The organism is Chloroflexota bacterium (genome assembly GCA_020850535.1).
GTDB lineage: Bacteria > Chloroflexota > UBA6077 > UBA6077 > JACCZL01 > JADZEM01.
Genome location: JADZEM010000111.1, coordinates 1 through 20,387, shown reverse-complemented (window position 1 = coordinate 20,387; position 20,387 = coordinate 1). Strand labels below are relative to the sequence as shown.

14 protein-coding genes and 3 pseudogenes are annotated in these 20,387 nt (G+C 68.0%); 7 read left to right on the top strand and 10 right to left on the bottom strand.

Annotation, left to right across the window (positions count from 1 at the left end; all coding sequences use genetic code 11):
* Positions 1 to 168: 168 nt before the first annotated feature.
* Positions 169 to 432 carry a GlsB/YeaQ/YmgE family stress response membrane protein gene (locus tag IT306_15090; GenBank protein MCC7369751.1) on the bottom strand — a complete coding sequence of 88 codons (264 nt, stop codon included), beginning with the start codon at positions 430 to 432 and terminating at the stop codon, positions 169 to 171.
* Positions 433 to 588: 156 nt separating this feature from the next.
* Here IT306_15090 and IT306_15085 point away from each other — a divergent pair, with 156 nt between their 5' ends.
* The 5 genes from IT306_15085 to IT306_15065 all read left to right on the top strand — a co-directional run bounded on the left by IT306_15085 (position 589) and on the right by IT306_15065 (position 8,243).
* Positions 589 to 1,662 (top strand): acyltransferase, encoded by a 1,074-nt coding sequence (locus tag IT306_15085; GenBank protein ID MCC7369750.1) that lies wholly within the window; start codon positions 589 to 591, stop codon positions 1,660 to 1,662.
* Complete coding sequence (locus IT306_15080) at positions 1,659 to 4,937, top strand: fibronectin type III domain-containing protein (GenBank protein MCC7369749.1); 3,279 nt, start codon at positions 1,659 to 1,661, stop codon at positions 4,935 to 4,937. Before IT306_15085 ends, IT306_15080 begins: the two co-directional genes overlap by 4 nt.
* Positions 4,934 to 5,473, top strand: coding sequence for a hypothetical protein (locus IT306_15075; GenBank protein ID MCC7369748.1), 540 nt, complete (start codon positions 4,934 to 4,936; stop codon positions 5,471 to 5,473). The genes IT306_15080 and IT306_15075 overlap by 4 nt, the downstream gene beginning before the upstream one ends.
* A gap of 146 nt (positions 5,474 to 5,619) precedes the next feature.
* Positions 5,620 to 6,159, top strand: coding sequence for a hypothetical protein (locus IT306_15070; protein ID MCC7369747.1), 540 nt, complete (start codon positions 5,620 to 5,622; stop codon positions 6,157 to 6,159).
* A gap of 122 nt (positions 6,160 to 6,281) precedes the next feature.
* Positions 6,282 to 8,243 carry a primary-amine oxidase gene (locus IT306_15065; GenBank protein MCC7369746.1) on the top strand — a complete coding sequence of 654 codons (1,962 nt, stop codon included), beginning with the start codon at positions 6,282 to 6,284 and terminating at the stop codon, positions 8,241 to 8,243.
* Positions 8,244 to 8,581: 338 nt separating this feature from the next.
* Here IT306_15065 and IT306_15060 read toward each other — a convergent pair whose 3' ends face one another.
* The 4 genes from IT306_15060 to IT306_15045 all read right to left on the bottom strand — a co-directional run bounded on the left by IT306_15060 (position 8,582) and on the right by IT306_15045 (position 12,983).
* Positions 8,582 to 9,769 (bottom strand): tetratricopeptide repeat protein, encoded by a 1,188-nt coding sequence (locus tag IT306_15060; GenBank protein ID MCC7369745.1) that lies wholly within the window; start codon positions 9,767 to 9,769, stop codon positions 8,582 to 8,584.
* 80 nt (positions 9,770 to 9,849) lie between these two features.
* Positions 9,850 to 11,160, bottom strand: coding sequence for a DUF2088 domain-containing protein (locus IT306_15055; GenBank protein MCC7369744.1), 1,311 nt, complete (start codon positions 11,158 to 11,160; stop codon positions 9,850 to 9,852).
* 183 nt (positions 11,161 to 11,343) lie between these two features.
* On the bottom strand, positions 11,344 to 12,063 hold the full coding sequence (locus IT306_15050) for a hypothetical protein (protein MCC7369743.1): 720 nt from the start codon (positions 12,061 to 12,063) through the stop codon (positions 11,344 to 11,346).
* Between the two features lie 386 nt (positions 12,064 to 12,449).
* The gene (locus tag IT306_15045; protein ID MCC7369742.1) at positions 12,450 to 12,983 is read right to left on the bottom strand and encodes a YggT family protein; all 534 of its coding nucleotides are present in this window, start codon (positions 12,981 to 12,983) and stop codon (positions 12,450 to 12,452) included.
* Between the two features lie 254 nt (positions 12,984 to 13,237).
* On the opposite strand from IT306_15045, the gene IT306_15040 reads away from it, so the two are divergent.
* Positions 13,238 to 14,014 carry a creatininase family protein gene (locus tag IT306_15040; GenBank protein MCC7369741.1) on the top strand — a complete coding sequence of 259 codons (777 nt, stop codon included), beginning with the start codon at positions 13,238 to 13,240 and terminating at the stop codon, positions 14,012 to 14,014.
* Between the two features lie 408 nt (positions 14,015 to 14,422).
* Here the strand turns inward: IT306_15040 and IT306_15035 are convergent.
* Positions 14,423 to 15,421, bottom strand: a pseudogene (locus IT306_15035) (aldo/keto reductase).
* A 214-nt stretch (positions 15,422 to 15,635) separates the two neighbouring features.
* On the opposite strand from IT306_15035, the gene IT306_15030 reads away from it, so the two are divergent.
* On the top strand, positions 15,636 to 16,337 hold the full coding sequence (locus IT306_15030) for a haloacid dehalogenase-like hydrolase (protein ID MCC7369740.1): 702 nt from the start codon (positions 15,636 to 15,638) through the stop codon (positions 16,335 to 16,337).
* 1,099 nt (positions 16,338 to 17,436) lie between these two features.
* Here IT306_15030 and IT306_15025 read toward each other — a convergent pair.
* The 4 genes and pseudogenes from IT306_15025 to IT306_15010 all read right to left on the bottom strand — a co-directional run.
* A pseudogene (locus tag IT306_15025) lies at positions 17,437 to 18,311 on the bottom strand (IS630 family transposase).
* Positions 18,306 to 18,449, bottom strand: a pseudogene (locus tag IT306_15020) (helix-turn-helix transcriptional regulator). The pseudogenes IT306_15025 and IT306_15020 overlap by 6 nt, the downstream one beginning before the upstream one ends.
* A 110-nt stretch (positions 18,450 to 18,559) precedes the next feature.
* Positions 18,560 to 18,955: a hypothetical protein gene (locus IT306_15015; protein MCC7369739.1), complete on the bottom strand. Its 396-nt coding sequence runs from the start codon at positions 18,953 to 18,955 to the stop codon at positions 18,560 to 18,562.
* Between the two features lie 431 nt (positions 18,956 to 19,386).
* On the bottom strand, positions 19,387 to 20,387 hold a 1,001-nt coding region (locus tag IT306_15010), incomplete at its 5' end, for a transposase (protein MCC7369738.1).

Here is a 20,387-nt window from a genome sequence, read left to right as displayed (position 1 = left end):
GTGGGTCGTGGGTCGTGGGTCGTGGGTCGTGGGTCGTGGGTCGTGGGTCGTGGGTCGTGGGTCGTGGGTCGTGGGTCGTGGGTCGTGGGTCGTGGGTCGTGGGTCGTGGGTCGTGGGTCGTGGGAGCCGCGCCCCCTCGACCTACGATCTACAACCCACCACCCATACTTACCGCTCGAACGGCTGCGTCCCAGGGATCGCCCGGAGGATCAGCAGGAACAGGACCGCGCCCAGGAACGCCAGCAGGATGCTCCCCAGGTTGAAGCCCGTCACGTCCCAGCCAAAGAGCGCCCCGCCGACGAACCCGCCGAGCAGCGCTCCGACCACGCCGACCACGATATTGCCGAGAATGCCGAAGCCTCGGCCGCCCATCGCCATACCAGCGAGCCAACCAGCGATCAGACCGACAATGAGCCAGGCAATGATGCCCATGATGGCGTTTCTCCTCTACGATTGGGCCCCGCTACTGTGGAGCGCCGTGATGCGTTTCTCATATGCAGATGCCGTGCCACGACTGGCGTGGACGGCGGGGCGGCGGCTCGCTTCTCGCATGGGCGGGATCGGGCCGCGAGTGGATGGAGGACAGGCGTGCCGCTGACGCCAGATGGGTCCGGCGCAGGGCCTCCCGAGGCGTTTCGGCGCAATCACTTCCTGCTGCTGCGGCTGCTGCTGGCCGTCGCCGTGCTCTACCGACACAGCTTCGATCTGCTGGCTGCCTCGCACGCCGATCTCGTGCTCGACCTGATCCCGCCTCGGACCCACCTGGGCCGCATCGCCCTCTGCTTCTTCATGGTCATCAGCGGCTTCCTGGTCACCCAGAGCTGGGTGCAGAGCACCGGGTGGCGAGATTTCCTGACCCGGCGCGTCCTCCGCATCTACCCGGCCTTCCTGGTCGCCTCGATCTTCTCGGCGTTCGTCGCCGCACCGCTCGGCAGCCGCCAGCCGCTCGACTACCTGGAGCGCCTCGACATCGGCGGCGTTGTCGCCAACGCGCTGCTGCTTGGCAAGCTGACCATCCCCCCGAGCTTTCTCGACAATCCGTACCCGGGGCAGGTCAACGGCTCGCTCTGGTCGATCCGCATTGAGTTCGAGTGCTACCTGGGCCTGCTGGCGCTCGGCCTGGCCGGCATCCCGCGGCGGCGACAGCTCGTGCTCGGCCTCTTTGCCGGCATGCTGATCGCCCACGCCGTGCAGGGCTACGTCCCGAGCCAGTTCGACCGCTTCGCGCACCACCTCCAACTGGCGACCTTCTTCGTGGCAGGTATGGTCTTCTTCCTGTACCGTGACCGTATCCCGCGCAGCCACGGCTGGCTCGAAGTGGCCGGCCTTGTCGTCCTCGTGACGGGCATCCTGGAGGTCGGGTTTCTGGAGCTGCTGCCAGTGACCGGTACGTACCTGTTGCTGTACCTCGCCTACGAGCCGCTGCTCGGTCGGCTGGGCTGGTCGCCGCGCGTCGATCTCTCCTACGGCATCTACCTGTATGCGTGGCCGGTCCAGCAGCTGCTGGTGCAGGCGGCCGGGCCGGCGCTCAACCCGTGGACGCTGAGCCTCGCGGCGCTGGTCGGAAGCGGACTGCTGGCCGCGTTGAGCTGGACACTCGTCGAGCGGCCGGCCCTGGCGCTGAAGCGACGCCGGCCGCCGGTCGAGGCTACCAGCGCATGAAGCTTCGCCCCCTGCGGTGCTGGCTCGCTCGGCGCTGGCTCGCTGGCCGCGCCCTGCCTGACCTGCTGGCCGTCGTCGTCCTCTGGTTGATCCCCGTGGCGCTCTACTGGCCGCACCTGATCGGGCAGCGGACGATTATCGGCAACTCCGATCGGCTGCACACCTTCCTGAACGTGCGGCTGTTCCAGGTCGAGCAGCTTCGCGAGCAGGGATTCGTGCCGGGCTGGACGGACCGCATGCTGATGGGGATACCCATCGACGGGCTGCACTGGATCTTCCCGCTGCTCGATCCGTCGGCCACGCTGCTACGTCTCGCGCCGCCGGAGCGGCTGCTCTGGCTTGCCGGCCTGGTCTCGGCGCTGCACATGGTGCTGGCCGGGCTGGCCGCGTACGTCTGCCTGCGGGACCAGGCGCTGCGTCCCTTTCCGGCCGTGATCGGGGCGGGCCTGTACGCCTGCTCGACGTTCTCGATCTTACGCGTCTCGCAGGTGGATTCGGCTCACGCCGTGCTCATCGTCGGGCCGCTCGGCCTCTGGGCGATTCGCCGGGCAGCACCCGGACAGACTGCCCGCGCAGGCTTGCTGCTGGCTGCCCTGGTGGCTCTCCTGCTCGGGTTCACCTTCTTGCAGGAGGCGGCGTACACACTGCTCTGGTGGGGCGCCTATGCGCTGTTCTGTGCGGTCCGTCGGCGGGACGTGCGGCCCGTCGCGGCGCTGACCGTCGGCGGGCTGGCCGGCGGGCTCATCGCCAGCCCGCGCCTGGTGGTGGCGCTGGTGGACCTGCGCGAGCTGGCGCGCGGCTCGACGTTCCTCGACGTGGCCCCGTACGAGGCGCTGCGCTGGCTCCACTACGGCATCTTCGGTCGTGCGCTGTCTGAGGCCCACGCTCTTGGCAACAGCCTGAACCTGAGCGAGGGCTTTCAGCTCTACACATCGGGGTTCGTGCCGCCGCTGCTGCTGGTGGGGGCGTTGTGGTGGGCGTGGCGCGCACGCTGGCCGTGCCGAGCGGCGCCTGGGAACGGCGCATCGACGGTCGCAGCGGCTGGCGAAGCGCCCGTCGATGCCACGCAGGTGGTTCGCGCATCAGACGCCCCGTTCTTCGCCGGCTGGCTGGTCCTGGTGTGCGCGGTCGTCCTGCTGGAGCCGGCCCGTTATCTGCTGTACCTCGTGTTCTTCGGCCTGGACTTCAGCCACAACCGCATCGTGGTGACGGCGCTGCTGCCGACCTGTGCGCTCGCCGCCGCCGTGCTGCAACGCCTGTGCGCTGTCGGCCCTGGCGCGGAGGGGCGGCCGGCCAGGGCTCGCGCGTCGGCGAGCGGGGCGCGGGCAGGCCGGGGAACGGGCACGAGAGCCCTGGCGGTCCCAGACCGAGCGACGACGGTCCTTGTTGGGGGCGCCGTGGCCGCGTTGTGCTTCCTGCTTGTCGAACCGTTGGGTGAGCTGCTTCGGGTGGCGCTGTTCGGCCCGGCGGTGCGGATCGAGCTTGCACCTGAGCTGCCGGCCCTGCTGCCGCACGCGCTAGGCGAGGTGACGGCCGTCTGGCTGCTGGGCGCAGGGGTGCTTGGCCTGCACGGCTTGCTGGCCGTGTGGGTGAGAAGAGGGCCAGTACGGCGCGACGTTGACCTTGACGTATTGTCATCCCGACCGCGGCGAGGCACGAGCGGAGCGGAGGGATCTTCCTCGTGGATCCTCGGAACGATCCCTCGGCTGCACGCGCAAGCTCGTTCCGCTCCGGATGACGCACCTCTGGGTGCAGCTACCGATGTGCCTCAGCCAGATGGCCCTCGCTGCTGGCAGCTGCTGGGGTCCGTGCCGGCCTATGCGCTCGGCGCACTGGCGCTGCTGCACGCGGTGAGCAGCGCCACGGTGCAGCTGCGCGGACCGAACACCGAGACGTACCCGACGCCGTTCGCCGGCGGCGACTTCTTCACGGCCCCGGCCTCGGCGTACCATGTCCCCAGTCCGGCCGCGCTGGCGGCCCTCGCCGAGCGGCTGGAGACCGACCGCTACCGCAGCATCGTGGTGTCCGGGCCGGACGGCTATCCAACGTACGACACCCCATCCGAGCGCGGCCACACGGCGTTCCTGGCCCAGTTCTGGCGGCTCCGGCTCGTGGATGGCTACGTCGGGCTGACGCGCCGGCTGGCCGATCTGCCCTGGCCCGTCACCTCGCGCACCCTCCGCGCCATCTCCTTTCCGCACGCGGAGACGGTGCCGTGGCAGTTGCTCGCCATCCTGAACGTCAAGTACGCCGTCATCGCCAGCCCGAGCCTGCTGTTCAACGTCCCGTCGACGCCCGACGCTGGCCGATCCGAGGCTGCCCCGGCTGACCTCACCATCATGGAGAACCCGCTGCCCCCGGTTCCGCGCGTCTTCTTCGCGCGACGGGCCGTCCCGCATACCTGGACCCCGCACCTGTCGGATCCGCCCTCTTTCGCTTCCCTGGCCCTGGCTCAGCCGGCTCCCTTTGACGCCACGGTGCCGTGCGGCAGTTCTACGGCCGGGCAGCCAGGACCGCCCTGTGACGTGACCGTCGTCTTGGACAGGAACCGCAACGCCCGCCTCTCCTGGCGTCGGTTGGAGAACCGGGACGCCGTGCCGGTGATCGATCTCTTCATCGCTGGCGAGACCCGTGCCGCCGATCCGTTGCGCGTGTCCACCAGGAGGACGACCTACACGCTGACGGGCCTCGCACCCAACTCGATGTACACCGTCCGCATGCGTACGTGCCTCACTACCGGCTGCTCGCCGCCGTCGCCTGCCCTGCGCGTTCCGGTCGGGAGCACGCTCTCGCCGGCCGAGCTGGCCGGGCGGCTGCCCGCCGATCCGCTGGCCGAGAGCTGGGTCGAGGGGCTGGATGCCGCCGCGACCTTTCCCGTCGATGGCAGCCCGATCCAGGCAGCGTTTCGCCAGGATCGCGTCACGGTTGATGTGGAACCCTCAGACCATCCACGATTCCTGGTCGTCAACGAGCTGTTTCACCCGGGCTGGCGGGCCTACGCTGGTCTTCAGGAGCTGCCGATCTATCCGACAAACATCGTCATGCGCGGCGTGATGGTCCCGGCGGGCGTCGGCCGGATCGAGCTGCGCTTCGAGTCGTTCCTGCGCTCCTGGACGGCCGCGCTGCTGGTCCTGGCGGGCCTGCTGGCGCTGGCGGCGGGGATGGCAGCGCTCCGGCAACTCGACAGGGAGCCGGAGCGTCCAGCGCCTGCCGACGCCCCGCTGGCGACGGCGTCCGCTGCTGCCTGCCGGCCTGCAGGAGCCGTCGACCGTTGAAGGCGCTGCTGCTGGCGCTCACCACTGGCCTGCTCTTCCTCGGCCTGATGACTGTGGTGCTGCGGTGCGTGGCCGTTCGCCGCCGCGCCGCCCTGCTGACCGCTCTCTGGGCGGCCAGCATGCTGCCGCTGGCCCTCGCCTACGTGCTGACGCCGCCGAGCCTCGGCTTCCTGCCGCCGTCCCTCCACGACGATCCGCCCTGGTTCGGCCTGCCGTTCTGCCTGGGGGTGTGGGGTGTCGGCTACTTTGGGGTGGCGTTGCAGCTCTACAACCTCGCGGAGCGCGGCCACTCGCTGCGCCTGCTGATCGACATCGCCAAGGCCGGAGCGTGCGGCCTGAGCATCCCCGAGATGGCCGAGGGGTACGCCGAGGGGCGCGGCCTCGGCTGGATGCTCGACAAGCGGCTCGCCGGGCTGGCGGCGGCCGGCGCGATCGATGCGGACGACGGCGACGTCTGTATCCGGCCTGGCGCCCGGCGCACGGCGCGCCGCATCCGTCGGCTGCGAGCACTGCTGCGGCTCAGCCAGTGGACGTGAGGCCGTGGACGTGAGGCCGTGGACGTGAGGTGTGAGGCCGTGGATGTGAGGACGGGCGGCTGTCTGCGCGCCATCAAACTGCGCACCCTCAGTTTTCTCGCCGTCGGTCCGCGCGCCATCGGCCCGTGCCTCCGACGAGGTGCGCCTTGCTCCTGACAGGCGCGCTGATCGGCGCGGTCTGGGTCGGGCTGCTCGCGGTCACACATCTCGTGCTGACGGCGTGGCGACCCGGCCTGAACCGCTCACGGGTGGCCAGCCGGCTGCTGCTGCTCGCGCTGGCGGGGGCGGCCGGGACGGCCTTGCTGACGGCGCAGGTGGCCGCCGATACCAGCGTGACGGCAGCGGCTTCGGCAGCGGTTCATCCGATCCTTGCGGCCATCGGGGCGCTGGTCACGGTCCTCTGCGGCTTCGTGCTGTACATGCCGCTCTACTACGCCGTCGTCTCGTCGTTGTCGGGGCAGCTGCTGATCCGCCTGGACGAGGCCCCTGACGGCCGTCTCTCCCGCGCAACGCTGGCCGGGCCGGAGACGCTCCAGCAGATCCTGCAGCCGCGCCTGGGGTCGATGGTCCGTTCGGGCCTGCTCCACGAGGATGGCGGGCGCTGGTGCGCGACGGCGCGCGGCCGGCGGACTGCCGCGCTGTTCCGCGCCGTCAAGGCACTCTGGCGGCTCGGCCCGGGCGGCTGATCGGCTGACGCGCGGCGAGCATCGGCCTGCGCCTCTGCGCTAGCATGCCGCCTATCTGCGACCGCGCCATCTCTGCGCGGGCGACTCGGCCGCCCGACGCCATCGCTGAGGAGTCAGCCGGCATGGTGACCGTCTCTGTGAGTCCGACCAGCACCGCGCATCCGCTCGATCCGCTGAGCGCCGCCGAGATCGCCGAGGCCGTTGCCATCGTTCGCGCCCAGCGCACGCTCGGCCCGCGCACCCGCTTCGCCAGCGTCGGGCTGCGCGAGCCGACGCGCCAGGAGCTTCGGCAGCTTCGGGCGGGGGCCACGCTGGACCGCGAGGCCGAGGTGATCCTGCTCGACAACGGCACGAAGCTCACGCACGAGGCCATCGTCTCGCTGGCGAGGGGCACGGTGGTGCGCTGGCGGGATGTCCCTGGCGTGCAGCCGCCGGTCATGCTCGACGAGTTCTACGAGTGCGAGCTGGCCGTCAAAGCCGATCCGTGCTGGCAGGCCGCCGTGCAGAAGCGCGGCGTCACTGACTTCGACCTGTGCATGGTCGATCCGTGGTCGAACGGCCACTATGGCGCGGAGGAAGATGGCGCGTTGCGGCTGGTGCGCGCCCTGACCTGGGTCCGCGCCAACCCGCGCGACAATGGCTACGCCCGGCCCATCGAGAACCTGATCGCCGTGGTCGATCTGAACGCGATGCAGGTGGTTCGCGTCGAGGATGGCGCGGTGGTGCCACTGCCGCCGCAGGATGCCAACTACACCGCCGAGGCGGCTGGCCCGGTCCGCACCGATCTGAAGCCCATCGCGATCACCCAACCCGATGGCCCGAGCTTCGCCGTCAACGGCTACGAAGTGCGCTGGCAGAAGTGGCGGCTGCGCGTCGGCTTCAACGGTCGCGAGGGGCTGGTGCTCTACGACATCAGCTACCAGGACGGCGACCGCGAGCGCTCGGTGCTGGAACGGGCTTCGGTGGTGGACATGGTGGTGCCGTACGGCGATCCGCGCCACCACTACAACCGCCGCAACGCCTTCGACGTGGGCGAGTACGGCATCGGGGTGATGGCGAACTCGCTGTCACTCGGCTGCGACTGCCTCGGCGAGATCTCCTACTTCGACGCCTGTCTCAACAACAGCCGTGGCGAGCCGGTCCCGATCCCGAACGCCATCTGCATGCACGAAGAGGACTACGGCATCCTCTGGAAGCACTACGACATCCGCCTGAACGAGGTCGAGGTGCGGCGCTCGCGGCGGCTGGTCGTGTCGTCTATCGCGACGGTCGGAAACTACGAGTACGGCTTCTACTGGTACTTCTACCAGGATGGCAGCCTGCAGCTCGAAGTCAAGATGACGGGCATCGTCACCAACGGGGCGCTGGCTGACGGCGAGCCGACGCCGCCCTGGGGGGTGCTGGTGGCCCCGAACGTCTACGCCCCGATCCACCAGCACTTCTTCAGCGCGCGGCTCGACGTGGCCGTGGACGGCCCGACCAATCGTGTCGAGGAGCTGCACACCGTGGCCGATCCGCTCGGCCCGGAGAACCCGCTCAAGAACGCCTTCCGCGAGGTCAGCCGGCCGCTGCTCCGTGAATCCGAGGCCCAGCGCGTCATCGACCCGCTCTCGGCACGCTACTGGAAGATCACCAACCCGGCGGCGAAGAACGGCTTCGGGCGACCGACAGCGTACAAACTGATGCCCGGCGACAACGTCCTGCCGTTCGCCGCCGACGACGCCCCGGTCATCGAACGCGCCCGCTTCATGACGAAGCATCTCTGGGTTACCCAGTACGAGCCGACCGAGCGCTACGCCGCCGGCGACTACCCGAACCAGCATCCCGGCGGGGCCGGCCTGCCGGAGTTCGTGGCGCAGGATCGGTCGCTCGACAACGAGGAGCTGGTGGTCTGGTACACGTTCGGCGCGCACCACAGCGTGCGGCCGGAGGACTGGCCGGTGATGCCGGTGACGTGCATCGGGTTCATGCTGCGGCCGTCCGGCTTCTTCGACCGCAGCCCGGCGCTGGATGTGCCGCGCCCGGTCTCGGCCCACTGCGCGACGGACGCGGGCAACGGCGGCAGCAGTGAGTGCTGCCACTGACAGGCCGCGCGTGTAGCCCCGCCCGCCTCTTGGCGTTTGACGAAATAGCCACGTATTCCGTCCGTCACTCTGGAGGCCCTCACCCCCACACTCTGGAGGCCCTCACCCCCACACTCTGGAGGCCCTCACCCCCCAACCCCCTCTCCCTGTGCGCGGGAGAGGGGGAGACACACGAGACAGTGATTTCTCCCCCTCTCCCGCGCACAGGGAGAGGGGGTTGGGGGGTGAGGGCCTTTACCACATCCCTATTCGGAGGTCAGGCCAAGGGACACCGGCGTGTCCAGGAGTCGGCGCACTTCATCGACGGTCAGGCGTGCCTGTTGTCTCGGATCACGGAGCTACAGCCTGTGTGAGATCCGATTGGCCCGCTCGCGCAGCGCCAACGCGCATGCCTGGAGGTCGGCGGCCTCCGACGAGTAGGCTGTTGCTTCGTCAGGGCGGCCGGCTTCCTGGATCACCGCTGCCAGACCAGCAAGGATCGTGGCGCGTCGCTCCGCCGCGGTCGCGTCGCGGTGGGCCCGGCCTAGGGCCGGCGGCTGCCAGCGCAGGGGCTGTTGGTCGGCGTCGGCCGCAAGGAGCGTCAGCTCATCCCGGTAGATTGCTTCGGCTTCGTCGTATCGACCAGCACGACGGAGCATGTCGGCGTGCGCCCGATGCAGGTCCGTCTCATGATGCTGCCCAATCGGCCCGGCCATGCGAAGCCCCTGGCGCTCGGCCTCTGCACGGGCTGCACTGAGTTGGGCATTCATCGCCGCGTAGGCTGCCGTAACCATCTCGATAGCTTCGCCCTGCATCGCCAATGCCTCATCCAGCCGGCCCTGAGCGGCGATCACGTCGGCCAACAGACTCAGGAGCATCCCGCGCCTTGGGTCGCGGGCGTCTCGCACGTCCTCGGGCTTGCGCTCAGCGTCCCGCGCAAGCTCCTCTCGTAGCAAGGCTTCCGCATCAGCATGTCGCCCGAGGCTCTTGTGCGCGCCGTGCAGGAACCAGGGCGTGACCTCGTCATGCCGCCGCGACGCTTTGCCCTGCCGCCGCAGATCCAGCAGACGCTCACCGCACACAATCGCCTCGGCATACTGCTTCGCGTTGGAGAGGTGCTGGCCAAGCTGGAGGACGGCGCCCTGCGTTCGTTCATGGTCGGGACCAAGCTCAGACTCGGCCAGTTGGAGGGCGCGTCGATATTGCGCCTCCGCCTCGTTCTGCCGTTCCTGCATCGTGAGGCTTGCACCGAGTTCATAGAGGACGTGCAGGTCGTGTTGGTCCGCCGTGAGATGGTCATCCTTCAGACGAAGCCAGAAGCGACAGACTGGCTCGACCTTCGTATAGTCCGAGGCATCGCAGTAGTAGTAGTGGAGCAGGTTCACGTGGCTCTGCTCCAGGCGTGGATCGTCCAGGCCGAACGTCGCGGCGACACGCAGCCGCTCGATCAGCAGCGGTTCCCGCTCAGGCAGGCGAACAGGATCGTGCGGGATCTCGTAGGCGGCGCGGTCAAGCTCGTGCCAGCGGTCGTCCGGGCTGGTGCTCACGTCAGATATCCCCGGGGAAACACGAAGCCCCCGCGCCAGGCATCCGGCGCGAGGGCGGCGGCGCGGGCACGTTCAGGCAGTCAGTGGGCCGCGCCCCAGATGTCCACGATCTGCCCGGTGGCGTCGAACGCCATCTCGTGGCCGTCAGGGTCGATGTCGAGGTGGGACAGCTCGCGGGCCTGGTTCAGCAGCGACGCCGAGATCTCGATCTCGCCGATCTGCAGCGTGTTGCGGATGTGCATGACGCCCACCACGTCCTGGCGCGGCTCGCCGCAGGTCTGGATGGCTGCCTTCACCGCCGAGCGGTCATCTGGCATCACCATCGGCACCTGCCCGCGCTGCAGGCCGCCGATGCCGCTGGTCAGGCAGTTGATGTAGTAGGCTGCGAAATCGACCTTGTTGATCAGCCGCTGGGTGGTGAAGTCCGCGAGGCCCAGGCCGGCCGCGTTCCCGTGCGAGCCGTCGGTCAGGTCCAGGATGGCGATGGCGCTGACGTTCGGGCGGTCGAACTCGGCCGAGCCGTGCACCAGCATCCGTCCGATGATGTTCGAGTCCATCCCCGCGCCGGAGATCTGCTTGCCCATCTCGTCGATGATGAGGGTGTCGAGCGTGTCGAACGGCAGCGAGGGCATCAGCCGCTTGGAGGTCGCCTGCAGCTCGACCTCCTTCTCGTCCGCGATGTCGGTCGCCTTGACCGACTCGATGATCGCCGTCTGGTCGTAGGCGTTCTCGACGATCGCCACGCCGAACAGCACGCCGGCGTGCTTGACGACGACCTTCGCCGCCTTCGGCATCCACTGCGCGAGGCCCGGCACGCCGTAAGAGTGGACGGCCTGCGCGCCCTTCTGCTTGCCGATGCCGATGGTGCAGATCTTGGAGAGGCCGCTCTCGATGGGGCCGTTGAAGTCGGTGTGCGGCTTCACGCGGTTGACGACGATCACGCCGTCAGCGGCGAGCGCCGTCTCCGCGACGTAGACCGGCATGCCGCACTCGTCCACCACGCCGACCTGCCGCACGGCCATGTCGGAGATGATCTGCATCCCGACGCTCTGCTCGGTGATGCCAAGCTCGGCCAGCATCTCGATCTGGCCCTCGGCGGTCGCCTTGCCGTGGCTGCCCATGGCCGGCATGACGAACGGGTCGCCGCCCAGGGCGCGGACCTCCTCGCCGATGGAGCGGATGATGCGCGCCATGTTGGCGATGCCCCGGCTGCCGGCCGTGATGGCGATGCGCGCGCCGGGCTTGATGGTGTCCGCGAACCGGCGCACGTGCCGCTTCGTCTCGCCCTCGATGTCGTCCAGCACGGGTGCATTGAACGTCTGGCGGACGCGGTGCATGACGGGCAGCGGCACGTGCAGCTGAATGGCGCTCAGGTCTGGCGCGGCGATCATGGCAGCACTCCCAGGTTTGGCCTGACTGACGGTGTCCGGCAGAGCGGAGCCCGACGACGGGCAGTTGGGAGCATTGTAGGGCGGCCGGCGGCCCCGGTGCGCTCTGTTGGTCGCAGGCGCGTACTCCCCACCCCATAGCTCACCGTTGACCTCGGGTCGGGGGTGAGGGGCAAACGGTGCAGGTCAGCCGTGCCCGTGGTGGGCGTGGCCGCCGGCGCGCACGGCCGGCGCGCGGTCCGGGGTGGCGAGCAGGAACGTGCCGCTCCGCGTCAGGCCGTAGCGGGCCACAACCTCGGGAGAGAGGCGGCGGGAGAGGTCGTTCTCGCGGACCGTGAAGCCGCCATCCGTCAGCCTGCGCACGAGCAGCGGACCTGGGACCGCGTCGGAGCCGTCACCTGTACGGACGGCCACCAGGCCGCCGTCGCCCATCAGGCGCTGCACGCTCTGGGACAGCGCCGCGATGTCCTGATCCGGCCGCACGCCCTGCCCGAGCAGCAGGAGGTTGCAGATCCCGCGCGTCAGCGTCACGCTCGTCAGATCGCCTTCGATATCCACATCTGGCGCGCTCGCACTCATGGTGCGGTAGTCAAACTGGTTGAATCGGTCGAACCAATTGCGCGTGTACGCCGTCGGCTCGACATCCAGGATGCGGGCGCCCAACGGGAGCGTGTCGGTGAGTCCCTTGAGCAGCAGGATCAGTGCGCGGTCATCGGGGCCGCTCATGCAGCGCGCGCAGAGATCGGGGACGCCGGGGCGGTCGTGGCAGGACGGGCGGAACGTGCGGCCCTGCCAGCCGCAACAGGGACAGCGCACCGCCGTGCCAGCGTACCGAGCCTCGCGAGCAAGCTGCTTGAGCACCGGCGAGCGGCTAACGGCGTTGAGCGCGATATCTGCCAGCGTCATCCACACGCTCTCCGAATGGTCTACCGGATGATAGTCGACCGTCAGGCCATCTCCCTACAGTTCTGGGGGAAACCTCAGGGCAATTGCCTGTTGGGTGTGTCATGCCGCCGCGTCGGGGACTGAAGTCCCCGCCTACCATCATGCTGTCGCTCTGCGACGCTCCTGTCTCACGTGTCGATGGTTGATCCGGTCCTTCGTCGCGCAGCGACTGCATGACTGTAGGCGGGGGTTTCAACCCCCGCCTGCGCGTCTCGTCGCGCTTCGGGAACCCCGACGAACTGGCGAGCGCCCTGGGTGATGCCCGCTGCCATCCTCAGCCAGACACGCCAGGAGGCCCGGGCAGGAGACTTCCCGGGCCTCCTGTGCTGACCGGTGAGCGCCGTCTGCTACTCCACCCGCGCACGCGTCGCGTTGGAGACGGTCCGCGTGGCCGAGCGGTTCTCGCCGGCCAGCAGCCAGACGACCTTCGCCACCAGCCACGCCACCAGCATGTAGACGACAATCGCCACCAGCGTGTTCAGCTCCAGCACGCTGCCGCCGCTGCCCGGGTTGCCGAACAGGTTGTTGAACGGCGCGATGAACGGACCGGAGGCCGCGTAGATGAAGCTCGCGAAGCCGGCCGCCTCGTTCGCGCCGAGCAGCTTCAAGACGAAGCGGATCGCCAGGAGGCCCTCGACGATGCCGAACAGCAGCCAGATGCCCTGCACGAGCTTGTAGGACGAGCGTCGGCGCTCCGCGTATGGATCGTACGAGGTCGCGTTGACCTGATCCACAGCCGCGGTCGCTGGCGGGGTCGCAACGCGCTCGTAGGCCACCTCGTCGTAGGCGGCTGGCGCCGTCGTCCGCGCGGTCGGGGTCTCCACATACCCGTCTACTGGCCGTTCCACCACGCCTGGCCGCTCGACTCGTCGCTCCTGCATCGTGATGCCTCACTTTCTCAGAGAAGCGCGCCGACTGTGCTGTCGGCGTCGCCAGCAGATGTCCAGACTGCACGTCTGGCGTCTGTTACGGACTCGTGCCGCCCCTAATGCAGAGGCCGTGCCACTATCGCTGCCTGACGCCTCTCCGCGACTCACCGGCCAGATCGTCTGGCGTATCCTCTCCGTGGTTGGCTGCGCGTGACTCGTGTCGAGCCGCGCCCATGGTGGCCGACCGATCCTCCCGAGGAGCACGCATGGCCGAGTTGATTCCATTCGCGGAGCTGCGTGGCGGGCTGCGCGCCGAGACCGCCGCCCGCGCCGATTTCGCGGTGCTGCCCATCGGGGCCGTCGAGTGGCATGGCCCGCACCTGCCGTTCGGCACGGACGTGATCCTGGCGTCCGAGTTCGCCGCGCGCCTGCGCGGCGACTTCAGCGCTGTCCTCTTCCCGTCCATGCCGTACAGTGCGTGCCCTGGCAAGACCAGCGGCCACGAGGGGACGGTCGCGATTCGCCCGGAGGTCGCCCTGGCCTACCTGTGCGACGTGCTGGCCGGCATCGTGGACGCCGGGTTTCAGCGCGTGCTGGTGCTCAACGGCCACGACGCCAACATGTCGATGGCCCGCGCCGCGATGGAGTGGGTCTCGGGGAGCCGGACGGTCAGCTTCCTGCTGGTCAACTGGTTCCAACTGCTGACGCCCGCCGAGACGGCCCACCTGTTCGGGCAGACCAGCGGACACAACGGGCGCGGCCACGGCGGCCCGTTCGAGTCGGCGGCGGTCTGGAGCTTTGCGCCGGAACGTGTGAATACGGACGGCATTCCGGATCTGCCGCCGCGCCCGTCCCTGGCCTCGGACCGCATGCACGTGCTGGTCGAGTCGTACCCGACGCCCTGGGACGGCTGGTCCGGGTACATCAGCGAGGCGAGCCAGGCGAAGGGCGACGAGCTGGTGGAAGGGGCGCTGGACAAGCTGGCCGGGCTGCTCGAAGCGTGGATCGCCGCGCCGCCGTCCGATCCGCCCCGGCGCCGGTAGGTGGGTTGAGGGTCGAGGGTCGTGGGTCGTGGATCGTGGGTCGTGGGTCGTGGGTGATGGGGAAAGCGTGCAAGTTGCAATTGTCATCCTGAGCGCAGCGAAGGACCTCACCCGCTGACCGTCAACGTTCGCGTCGCCCGCTGGCCGTCGACGTTTGTGTCACGCGCCGACCATCAGCTTGTGCATCATCCGCTGACCGTCAACGTTCGCGTCGCCCGCTGGCCGTCAGCTTGTGCATCATCCGCTGACCGTCAACGTTCGCGTCAGCGGGTGAGGTCCTTCGGTGCGCTCAGGATGACATGGGGAGTTGCGTTTTTACTACAGTGCAGCGGCGCGCGTCAGCGGGTATGCATCCACGACCCACGACCCACGACCCACGACCCACGACCCTCGGCCCACGACCCACCACTACGGTCGTTGGACTTTGAACACGAACTCATACGGGTACGGCAGCGTTGGGGCGCTCGCCTCGTTGAGCCGGGCCACCTGCTCGTCGGAGAGCGCCCAGCCGGCCGCCCCGAGGTTGTCCTGCAGGTGCTCCAGCGTCCGCGCCCCGAGGATCGGGCCAGTCACCCCAGGCTGCCGCAGAATCCAGTTGAGCGCCACCTGCGTGAATGTCTTCCCCGTCTCGTTGGCGACCTGCTCGACGGCGTCCAGCACGCGTCAGGTCGCTTCGGTCGCCGTGTTGTCCCAGGACTCCATCCGTGTGGGCGAGTTCGCGATGCGTGAGCCGGGCGGTGGGGCGTCCATTCCGCGCCGGTACTGGCCACTGAGCCAGCCAGCATGCAGCGGGCTCCAGCAGATGACCCCCAGACCCTCGTTGCGGCACACCTGGAGCAGCTCCCACTCGGTGGTACGGCAGAGCAGGCTGTACATCGGCTGGAGGCTGACTGGGGACTCCCACCCCATCTGACGCGTCAGGTCGATGGCTTTCTGAAGCTGCCAGCCGGTGTAGTTGCTGATGCCGATGTACCGGATCTTGCCGCTGCCGGTGAGGCGATCCAGGGTGCTGAACGTCTCCTCGAACGGTGTGCGGCTGTCCCAGCAGTGCACCTGATACAGGTCGATGTAGTCGGTCTGGAGACGGCGCAGGCTGGCGTCCACCGCCTCGACCAGATGCTTGCGACTGAGGCCACGGTCGTTGACGCCATCGGCCATCGGGAAGAAGCCCTTGGTGGCGATGATCAGTCGATCGCGCTGCCGGCTTGCCAGCCACCGCCCGACGATCTCCTCTGACGCGCCTCGGGTGTAGACATCGGCGGTGTCGATGAACGTCCCGCCGGCCTCGACGAAGGCGTCCATGATGCGGCCACTGTCAGCCTCGTCGGCCTGCGCCCCGAACGCCATCGTGCCGAGGCAGAGCTCGCTCACCTGCAAGCCGGTCTTGCCGAGGTACCGATACTCCACGGTACACCCTCCCAGTGCTCTCGGCGACGACTGTAGCACGGTCTCGGTGCCGGTATGGGTGAATCGAGTACGCTCTGCGCGCGGGGACGAGACAGGATATCGTGGCTTGTCCGCGCGCCTGGGGCGTCGGCGCCGGGTGGATGCGGCGGCCGTTCATGATGCACGGCTTGTCCGCGCGCCTGGGGCGTCGGCGTCATGACGGCGACTGGAGCAAGTGACCGTGCGGCTACTGTTGTGGGATGTCGATGGCACGCTGGTCGTGTCGCAGCGGCTGGTGGGCGAGGTCTACATTCGCGCGGCCGTCGAAGCGTACGATCTGCAGGAGGATCTGAAGCACGTTGAGTGGTCCGGCAAGACCGACAGCCAGATTGTGCTGGAAGCCCTGGCGCTGCACGGCTGGTCCGAGGCCGACACCGTCGCGCGCCTGGACCGGTTCCGCGAGCGCTACCTGTCCGGGCTGGAAGCTGTGCGCGAGCGGCTGGTGGAGGACATGCCGATCCTCCCGGGCGTCCAGGAGACCCTGACGCGGCTCGCCGCTCCGGACGTGGCGCAGTCGCTGCTGACCGGCAACTACGAGCCAGCCGCGCGGCTCAAGCTGGGAGCGGTCGGGCTGGATCACCATTTTGATTTTCGCGTCGGGGCGTTCGGCAGCGACCACCGCGACCGCACGAAGCTGGCGCCCATCGCCATCGAGAAGGCGCAGCGGGCGTACGGCGTGAGCATCGCGCCGGCCGACGTGGTGGTGATCGGGGACACGCCCCGAGACATCGCCTGCGCGCGGGCCGGCGGGGCGCGAATCGTCGCGGTAGCCACGGGACATTTCAGTGCCGACGTGCTGGCCGAGCACCGCCCGGACGCGCTGCTGCCGAGCCTCGCGGACACCGAGGCGGCGCTGGCGGCGATCCTCGGCCGGTAACAGGGTTGCCTCACCCCCAGGCCGGGGCGGCCTCATCCCCAGACGCCTCGACCCGCCGGAGATGATGCCGGCCGACAACGCGCGCCGCCTGACCGATCTCTGGATAGTCGGCAGTGTGAGCTGCTGCCGGGGTGGAAGAAGAAGCTGCCCATCGCCCTACCGTTGAAGAGACCATCCGGAAGTACTATTGCGACCCGCCGAATATTGAGTTAGGCGAGGCCCGGTCATAATTCCCACCAGATAAGGAGCAGTGTCACCGCGACCCGTCGACGGAGTTGGAGGCGTAGATCCGGCCGACATCGCGGAGTCTCGGTTCTCCTGGTGAAGCAGCTTCCGATTTATGACCGGGTCTCGGCTAGTTGGGGCGAGGTGATGGAAGTGGCGTCGGCGTCATGGTCGTCGTACTGACGGAAGGAGCTGTCGACGTGCGGATCGGCGGCGCGGTAGCAACGGGGACGTTCGTACTGGTCGGCGTTGCCTGCGGGGTTGGAACGGTAGTCGCAGCCGGCGCTGGGGGGAGTACTGTGGGTGCGGCGGCGGTGGGCTGAGGAGTTGGCTCTCCTGGAGGCGCGCTTGGCGCCGGGATCGTGATCCCCGGGATGATCGGAGCATCCGGTGGCTGCAATTGCCGAAGACTCGATACTGATGGGCCAGCGTAGTCGGGCAGTTTTTCGAGGCGAGGAGCTGCGATGTCTTTGCGCTTCGCGATGATCCGGTAGTTGAAGTTGAGCGTCGCGGTACCACCCTGCAACTCGCGAACCTGAAAGCCGGAGCTTGATTTCGCTGCGACGTACAGCCCCTTACAGTCACCCTCTGGGGTGAGGAACACCTGATAGGCTTCGGTTCGCACGAACTCCGCAAAGTCACTGTCGAGGCGCACGTCTGCTCGCCCGGAGGCGAGACGAGCAGAGCCGACATCTTCGAACCAGCTCTCCGGACCCTCGATACTGTACATCCGTCGGATCGAACCATCCGGATGTCGGACGCCAGCGTTCTTCGCCCCATTGATGACAGTGAAGTTGCCATGGACTTCGACGGCGCCCAGGAAGAGCCCGGCGCGCCCATTGGTCGAGTGACCTACTGATCTCCGCATAGGAATCTAAAGTTCATAGCCGCACTCGCGAGCACACCCTTGGATGACGGAGCGTATGTGTCGGAGGCGGGCGGTGGCGAGGCGGAGATGGCGTCGGAGGTGGTCGAGAGTCTGGCAGCAGACGTTGCCCAGTTCGACGTGCTTGAGAAAGGTCCAGATGCCCGCATCCGGATTGAGATCCGGAGCGTAGCCGGGGAACCGCTCCAGCCGAATGCGCTCGGCGCCAGCCTGAGCCAGGAAGACCGTGACCGGCTGGCCACGGTGGATCGGCGCGCCATCCCAGATGACGAGGATCTTGCCGGGGATGTGGCGGAGCAGGTGCTTGAGGAAGCGGACGATGTGCGGGCGCTTGTACGGATGATCCTGCACGAGCATGAGCAGCTGCCCCGCCGGGGTGATGCCGCTGATGACCGCGAGGTGATCGCGGCTCAGCGGCAGGCGAAGGATGGGTGTCTGGCCACGAGGCGCGTAGGTTCTGACGGCCCCGGGCAGCAGGTAGCAGCCGGACTCATCGACCCAGACGATGGTTCGCCCCTCCTGGTCAGCCCCTTTTGTAGGGCCGGCCAGCGCTCGGTCCGCCGCGCCTCGATCTCCGCCTCGTTCCGCTGGCTGGCTCGCTGGACCGGCTGCTGGACGCTCCACCCGACCGCGCGCAGGAGCTTGCCAATGTGGTGGGGATGGTACCGCACCCCGAACTCCCGTCGGATGACCGTCGCCACTCGCTTGGCGGTCCACACGTCGCCACGGAACCCGAACGCCTCGGCCCCACGGGCCAGCAGCACCGGCACTTCTGCCCGCTGCTCCGCCGTCAGTTTCGGGGTCGGGCCCGGCGCGACACGCCCCTTCAGCCCGTCCACCCCGCCCTCACGCCCACGGCGCATCCACTGGCTGACCGCACCGGCCGTCACCCCCAGCGCCTCCGCGATCTTCGCCTGGCTCCAGCCCTTCGCCTGCAACGCCCACGCACGCAGTCGATGCCTCTCACGCCACTCCGTCGCACCGCTCCCTTGCTTGTCCATACCTCACATCGCTGCACACTCCAGGCCACCTTTAGCATCCCGCGCGATGATCAGTAGCTGTCCGTCACGTTGCCGCATCCACCCTGTTGGATTGAGACGGTCCGCCGTGGTCATAGGGAATCTCCCGAATCGGCATCGGGGCAAAATGCGTTCAGTGACTGCACCTGTGGAAGAGAGATAACATCCTTACCATCAGGTCTATACACTTCAAGTTCGGACATGTACCCATCAACAACATGCAGTAGTATCTGGATTTCGGCTTCATCATAGTCATTGCAAAAGGCTTCAATCGGAACTCTTCTTCGAACATTCGCTTTCAAATAGTCACTATGGTCGACAAGGAGAACAACACTCGGATCACCTGAGCCATATTCCTCGGTGACTACAGCGGTTATGAATTGCGCTCGCAACTTCTCTACACCTGGGAACGTGTGCGATAGAAGATACGCAATAATACCTTGTTCCCATACATTAAGAGTGCGGGGTTCAGGTAACTGTTCGGTCATGATACGTCACGGGAGAACATAGTATGTACCGACGTGAATTACTCCATTACCGAGATTCATGGCCCTGAACTCGACAATCTTCCTGCCAACGTTTACCCGCCCCCAGAAACCTTGGCCCATTGCTGTAGATCTCGCTACGGTTTCTCGAATCCTTGCTGTAATTGCCTCCTGCACTTCCGCAACAACAAGGCCTGTTCCAGAGAGGTGCCGAGCACCGTGCCCTCGCTGACCAAACGTGACTTCCCATTCATTTCTTCCGCCGCTCCCACCCGGAGAGCCACGAGTTGACATGGGGACAGTGATGACTGAAGGTCCAAAGGGTGTCGATGCTCTCAAGCGAGCATCCCGCATCCAATGGAAGATCATGCAGGCAATACTGAAGGATTTGCCTGTACCACCTCAATCCGGCGCGGTAGAGGTGGCAGGGTGAGTCATGCGGGGGCGCCGGCGGCCTGAGCGGCGCGGGCCGTGATGAGGTCGGCGAGGGGCGGGATCTGGCCGGCGCGGGTGAAGCGGTCGATGAGGAAGGCGGCGAAGTCGAGGCCGAGCTTGCGGGTGGTGGCGGCGAGGGTCATGAAGGTGTCCCAGGCGGCGGCGCCGGCCGGGCTGCGGGGGCCGAAGCTGACGTCGCGCTTGCGGACGCGTCGGCGGGCGTCGAGCTCGGCCGGGTTGTTGTGGAGCGGGAGCTCGGGGTGGTCGAGGACCCGCAGGAGCTCCGGCTTCTTGTCGCGGGTGAGCGCGAGGCGGCGGTCGAGCTCGGCGTAGCCGGTCGTGGTGCCGAACAGGTCGTCGAAGCGGGCATCGAGCCGGGCGCGCTCCTCGGGGGTGGAGTGGTCGCGGTAGGCCAGCAGCTCGCGGTAGTAGGCCCAGAACCGGGCGAGGATGTCGGCCAGGAGGGCACGCGGCTGGGGCAGCCACGGCGTCAACTGCTTGCAGTGGCGGCCCTCGTGGATCCAGCACAGCGCCAGCTCCGGGGTGATGGCCCTGAACTGGGTCGCGTCGTCGCAGACCAGGGTCCGCACGACCGGCCAGTCCGGGTCGGCCAGGTACGCCGCGACCGCCAGCGCCTCACGCACCTGCTCCCGCTGCCGGGAGCCCAGCCGGGACAGTGGACCGTCAAGCAGGCGTGTCAGCGTCGTCTCGTCCAGCTCCCGGTCGTGCGGGAGGGCAGCCCGCACCCGGGCCTGCGCCGCTGCCGAGAGCCCCAGGAACGCCAGGTGCCGCTCGGCTTCCCGATCGTAGCGGTACGCCGCCGGCCGACCGCCGCGCAGCACCGCGACGATCGTCCGCCGATCCTTCCCGGGTGTCGTCCGGTACGCCGTGTACAGGTCGTTGCAGAGGATGTGGCAGTACCAGCCGTCGCCATCGACCCGCGTGCTCGTGTCGTCGAGGTGCTGGTACGGCGTGCTCCCGAGCCCGGCTCGCAGCACCT

Excerpts from the sequence above, each read along its gene's own strand:
- IT306_15090 (MCC7369751.1), bottom strand. The coding sequence starts at position 432 with ATGGGCATCATTGCCTGGCTCATTGTCGGTCTGATCGCTGGTTGGCTC.
- IT306_15080 (MCC7369749.1), top strand. The coding sequence starts at position 1,659 with ATGAAGCTTCGCCCCCTGCGGTGCTGGCTCGCTCGGCGCTGGCTCGCT.
- IT306_15065 (MCC7369746.1), top strand. The coding sequence starts at position 6,282 with ATGGTGACCGTCTCTGTGAGTCCGACCAGCACCGCGCATCCGCTCGAT.
- IT306_15055 (MCC7369744.1), bottom strand. The coding sequence starts at position 11,160 with ATGATCGCCGCGCCAGACCTGAGCGCCATTCAGCTGCACGTGCCGCTG.
- IT306_15050 (MCC7369743.1), bottom strand. The coding sequence starts at position 12,063 with ATGACGCTGGCAGATATCGCGCTCAACGCCGTTAGCCGCTCGCCGGTG.
- IT306_15045 (MCC7369742.1), bottom strand. The coding sequence starts at position 12,983 with ATGCAGGAGCGACGAGTCGAGCGGCCAGGCGTGGTGGAACGGCCAGTA.
- IT306_15040 (MCC7369741.1), top strand. The coding sequence starts at position 13,238 with ATGGCCGAGTTGATTCCATTCGCGGAGCTGCGTGGCGGGCTGCGCGCC.
- IT306_15015 (MCC7369739.1), bottom strand. The coding sequence starts at position 18,955 with ATGACCGAACAGTTACCTGAACCCCGCACTCTTAATGTATGGGAACAA.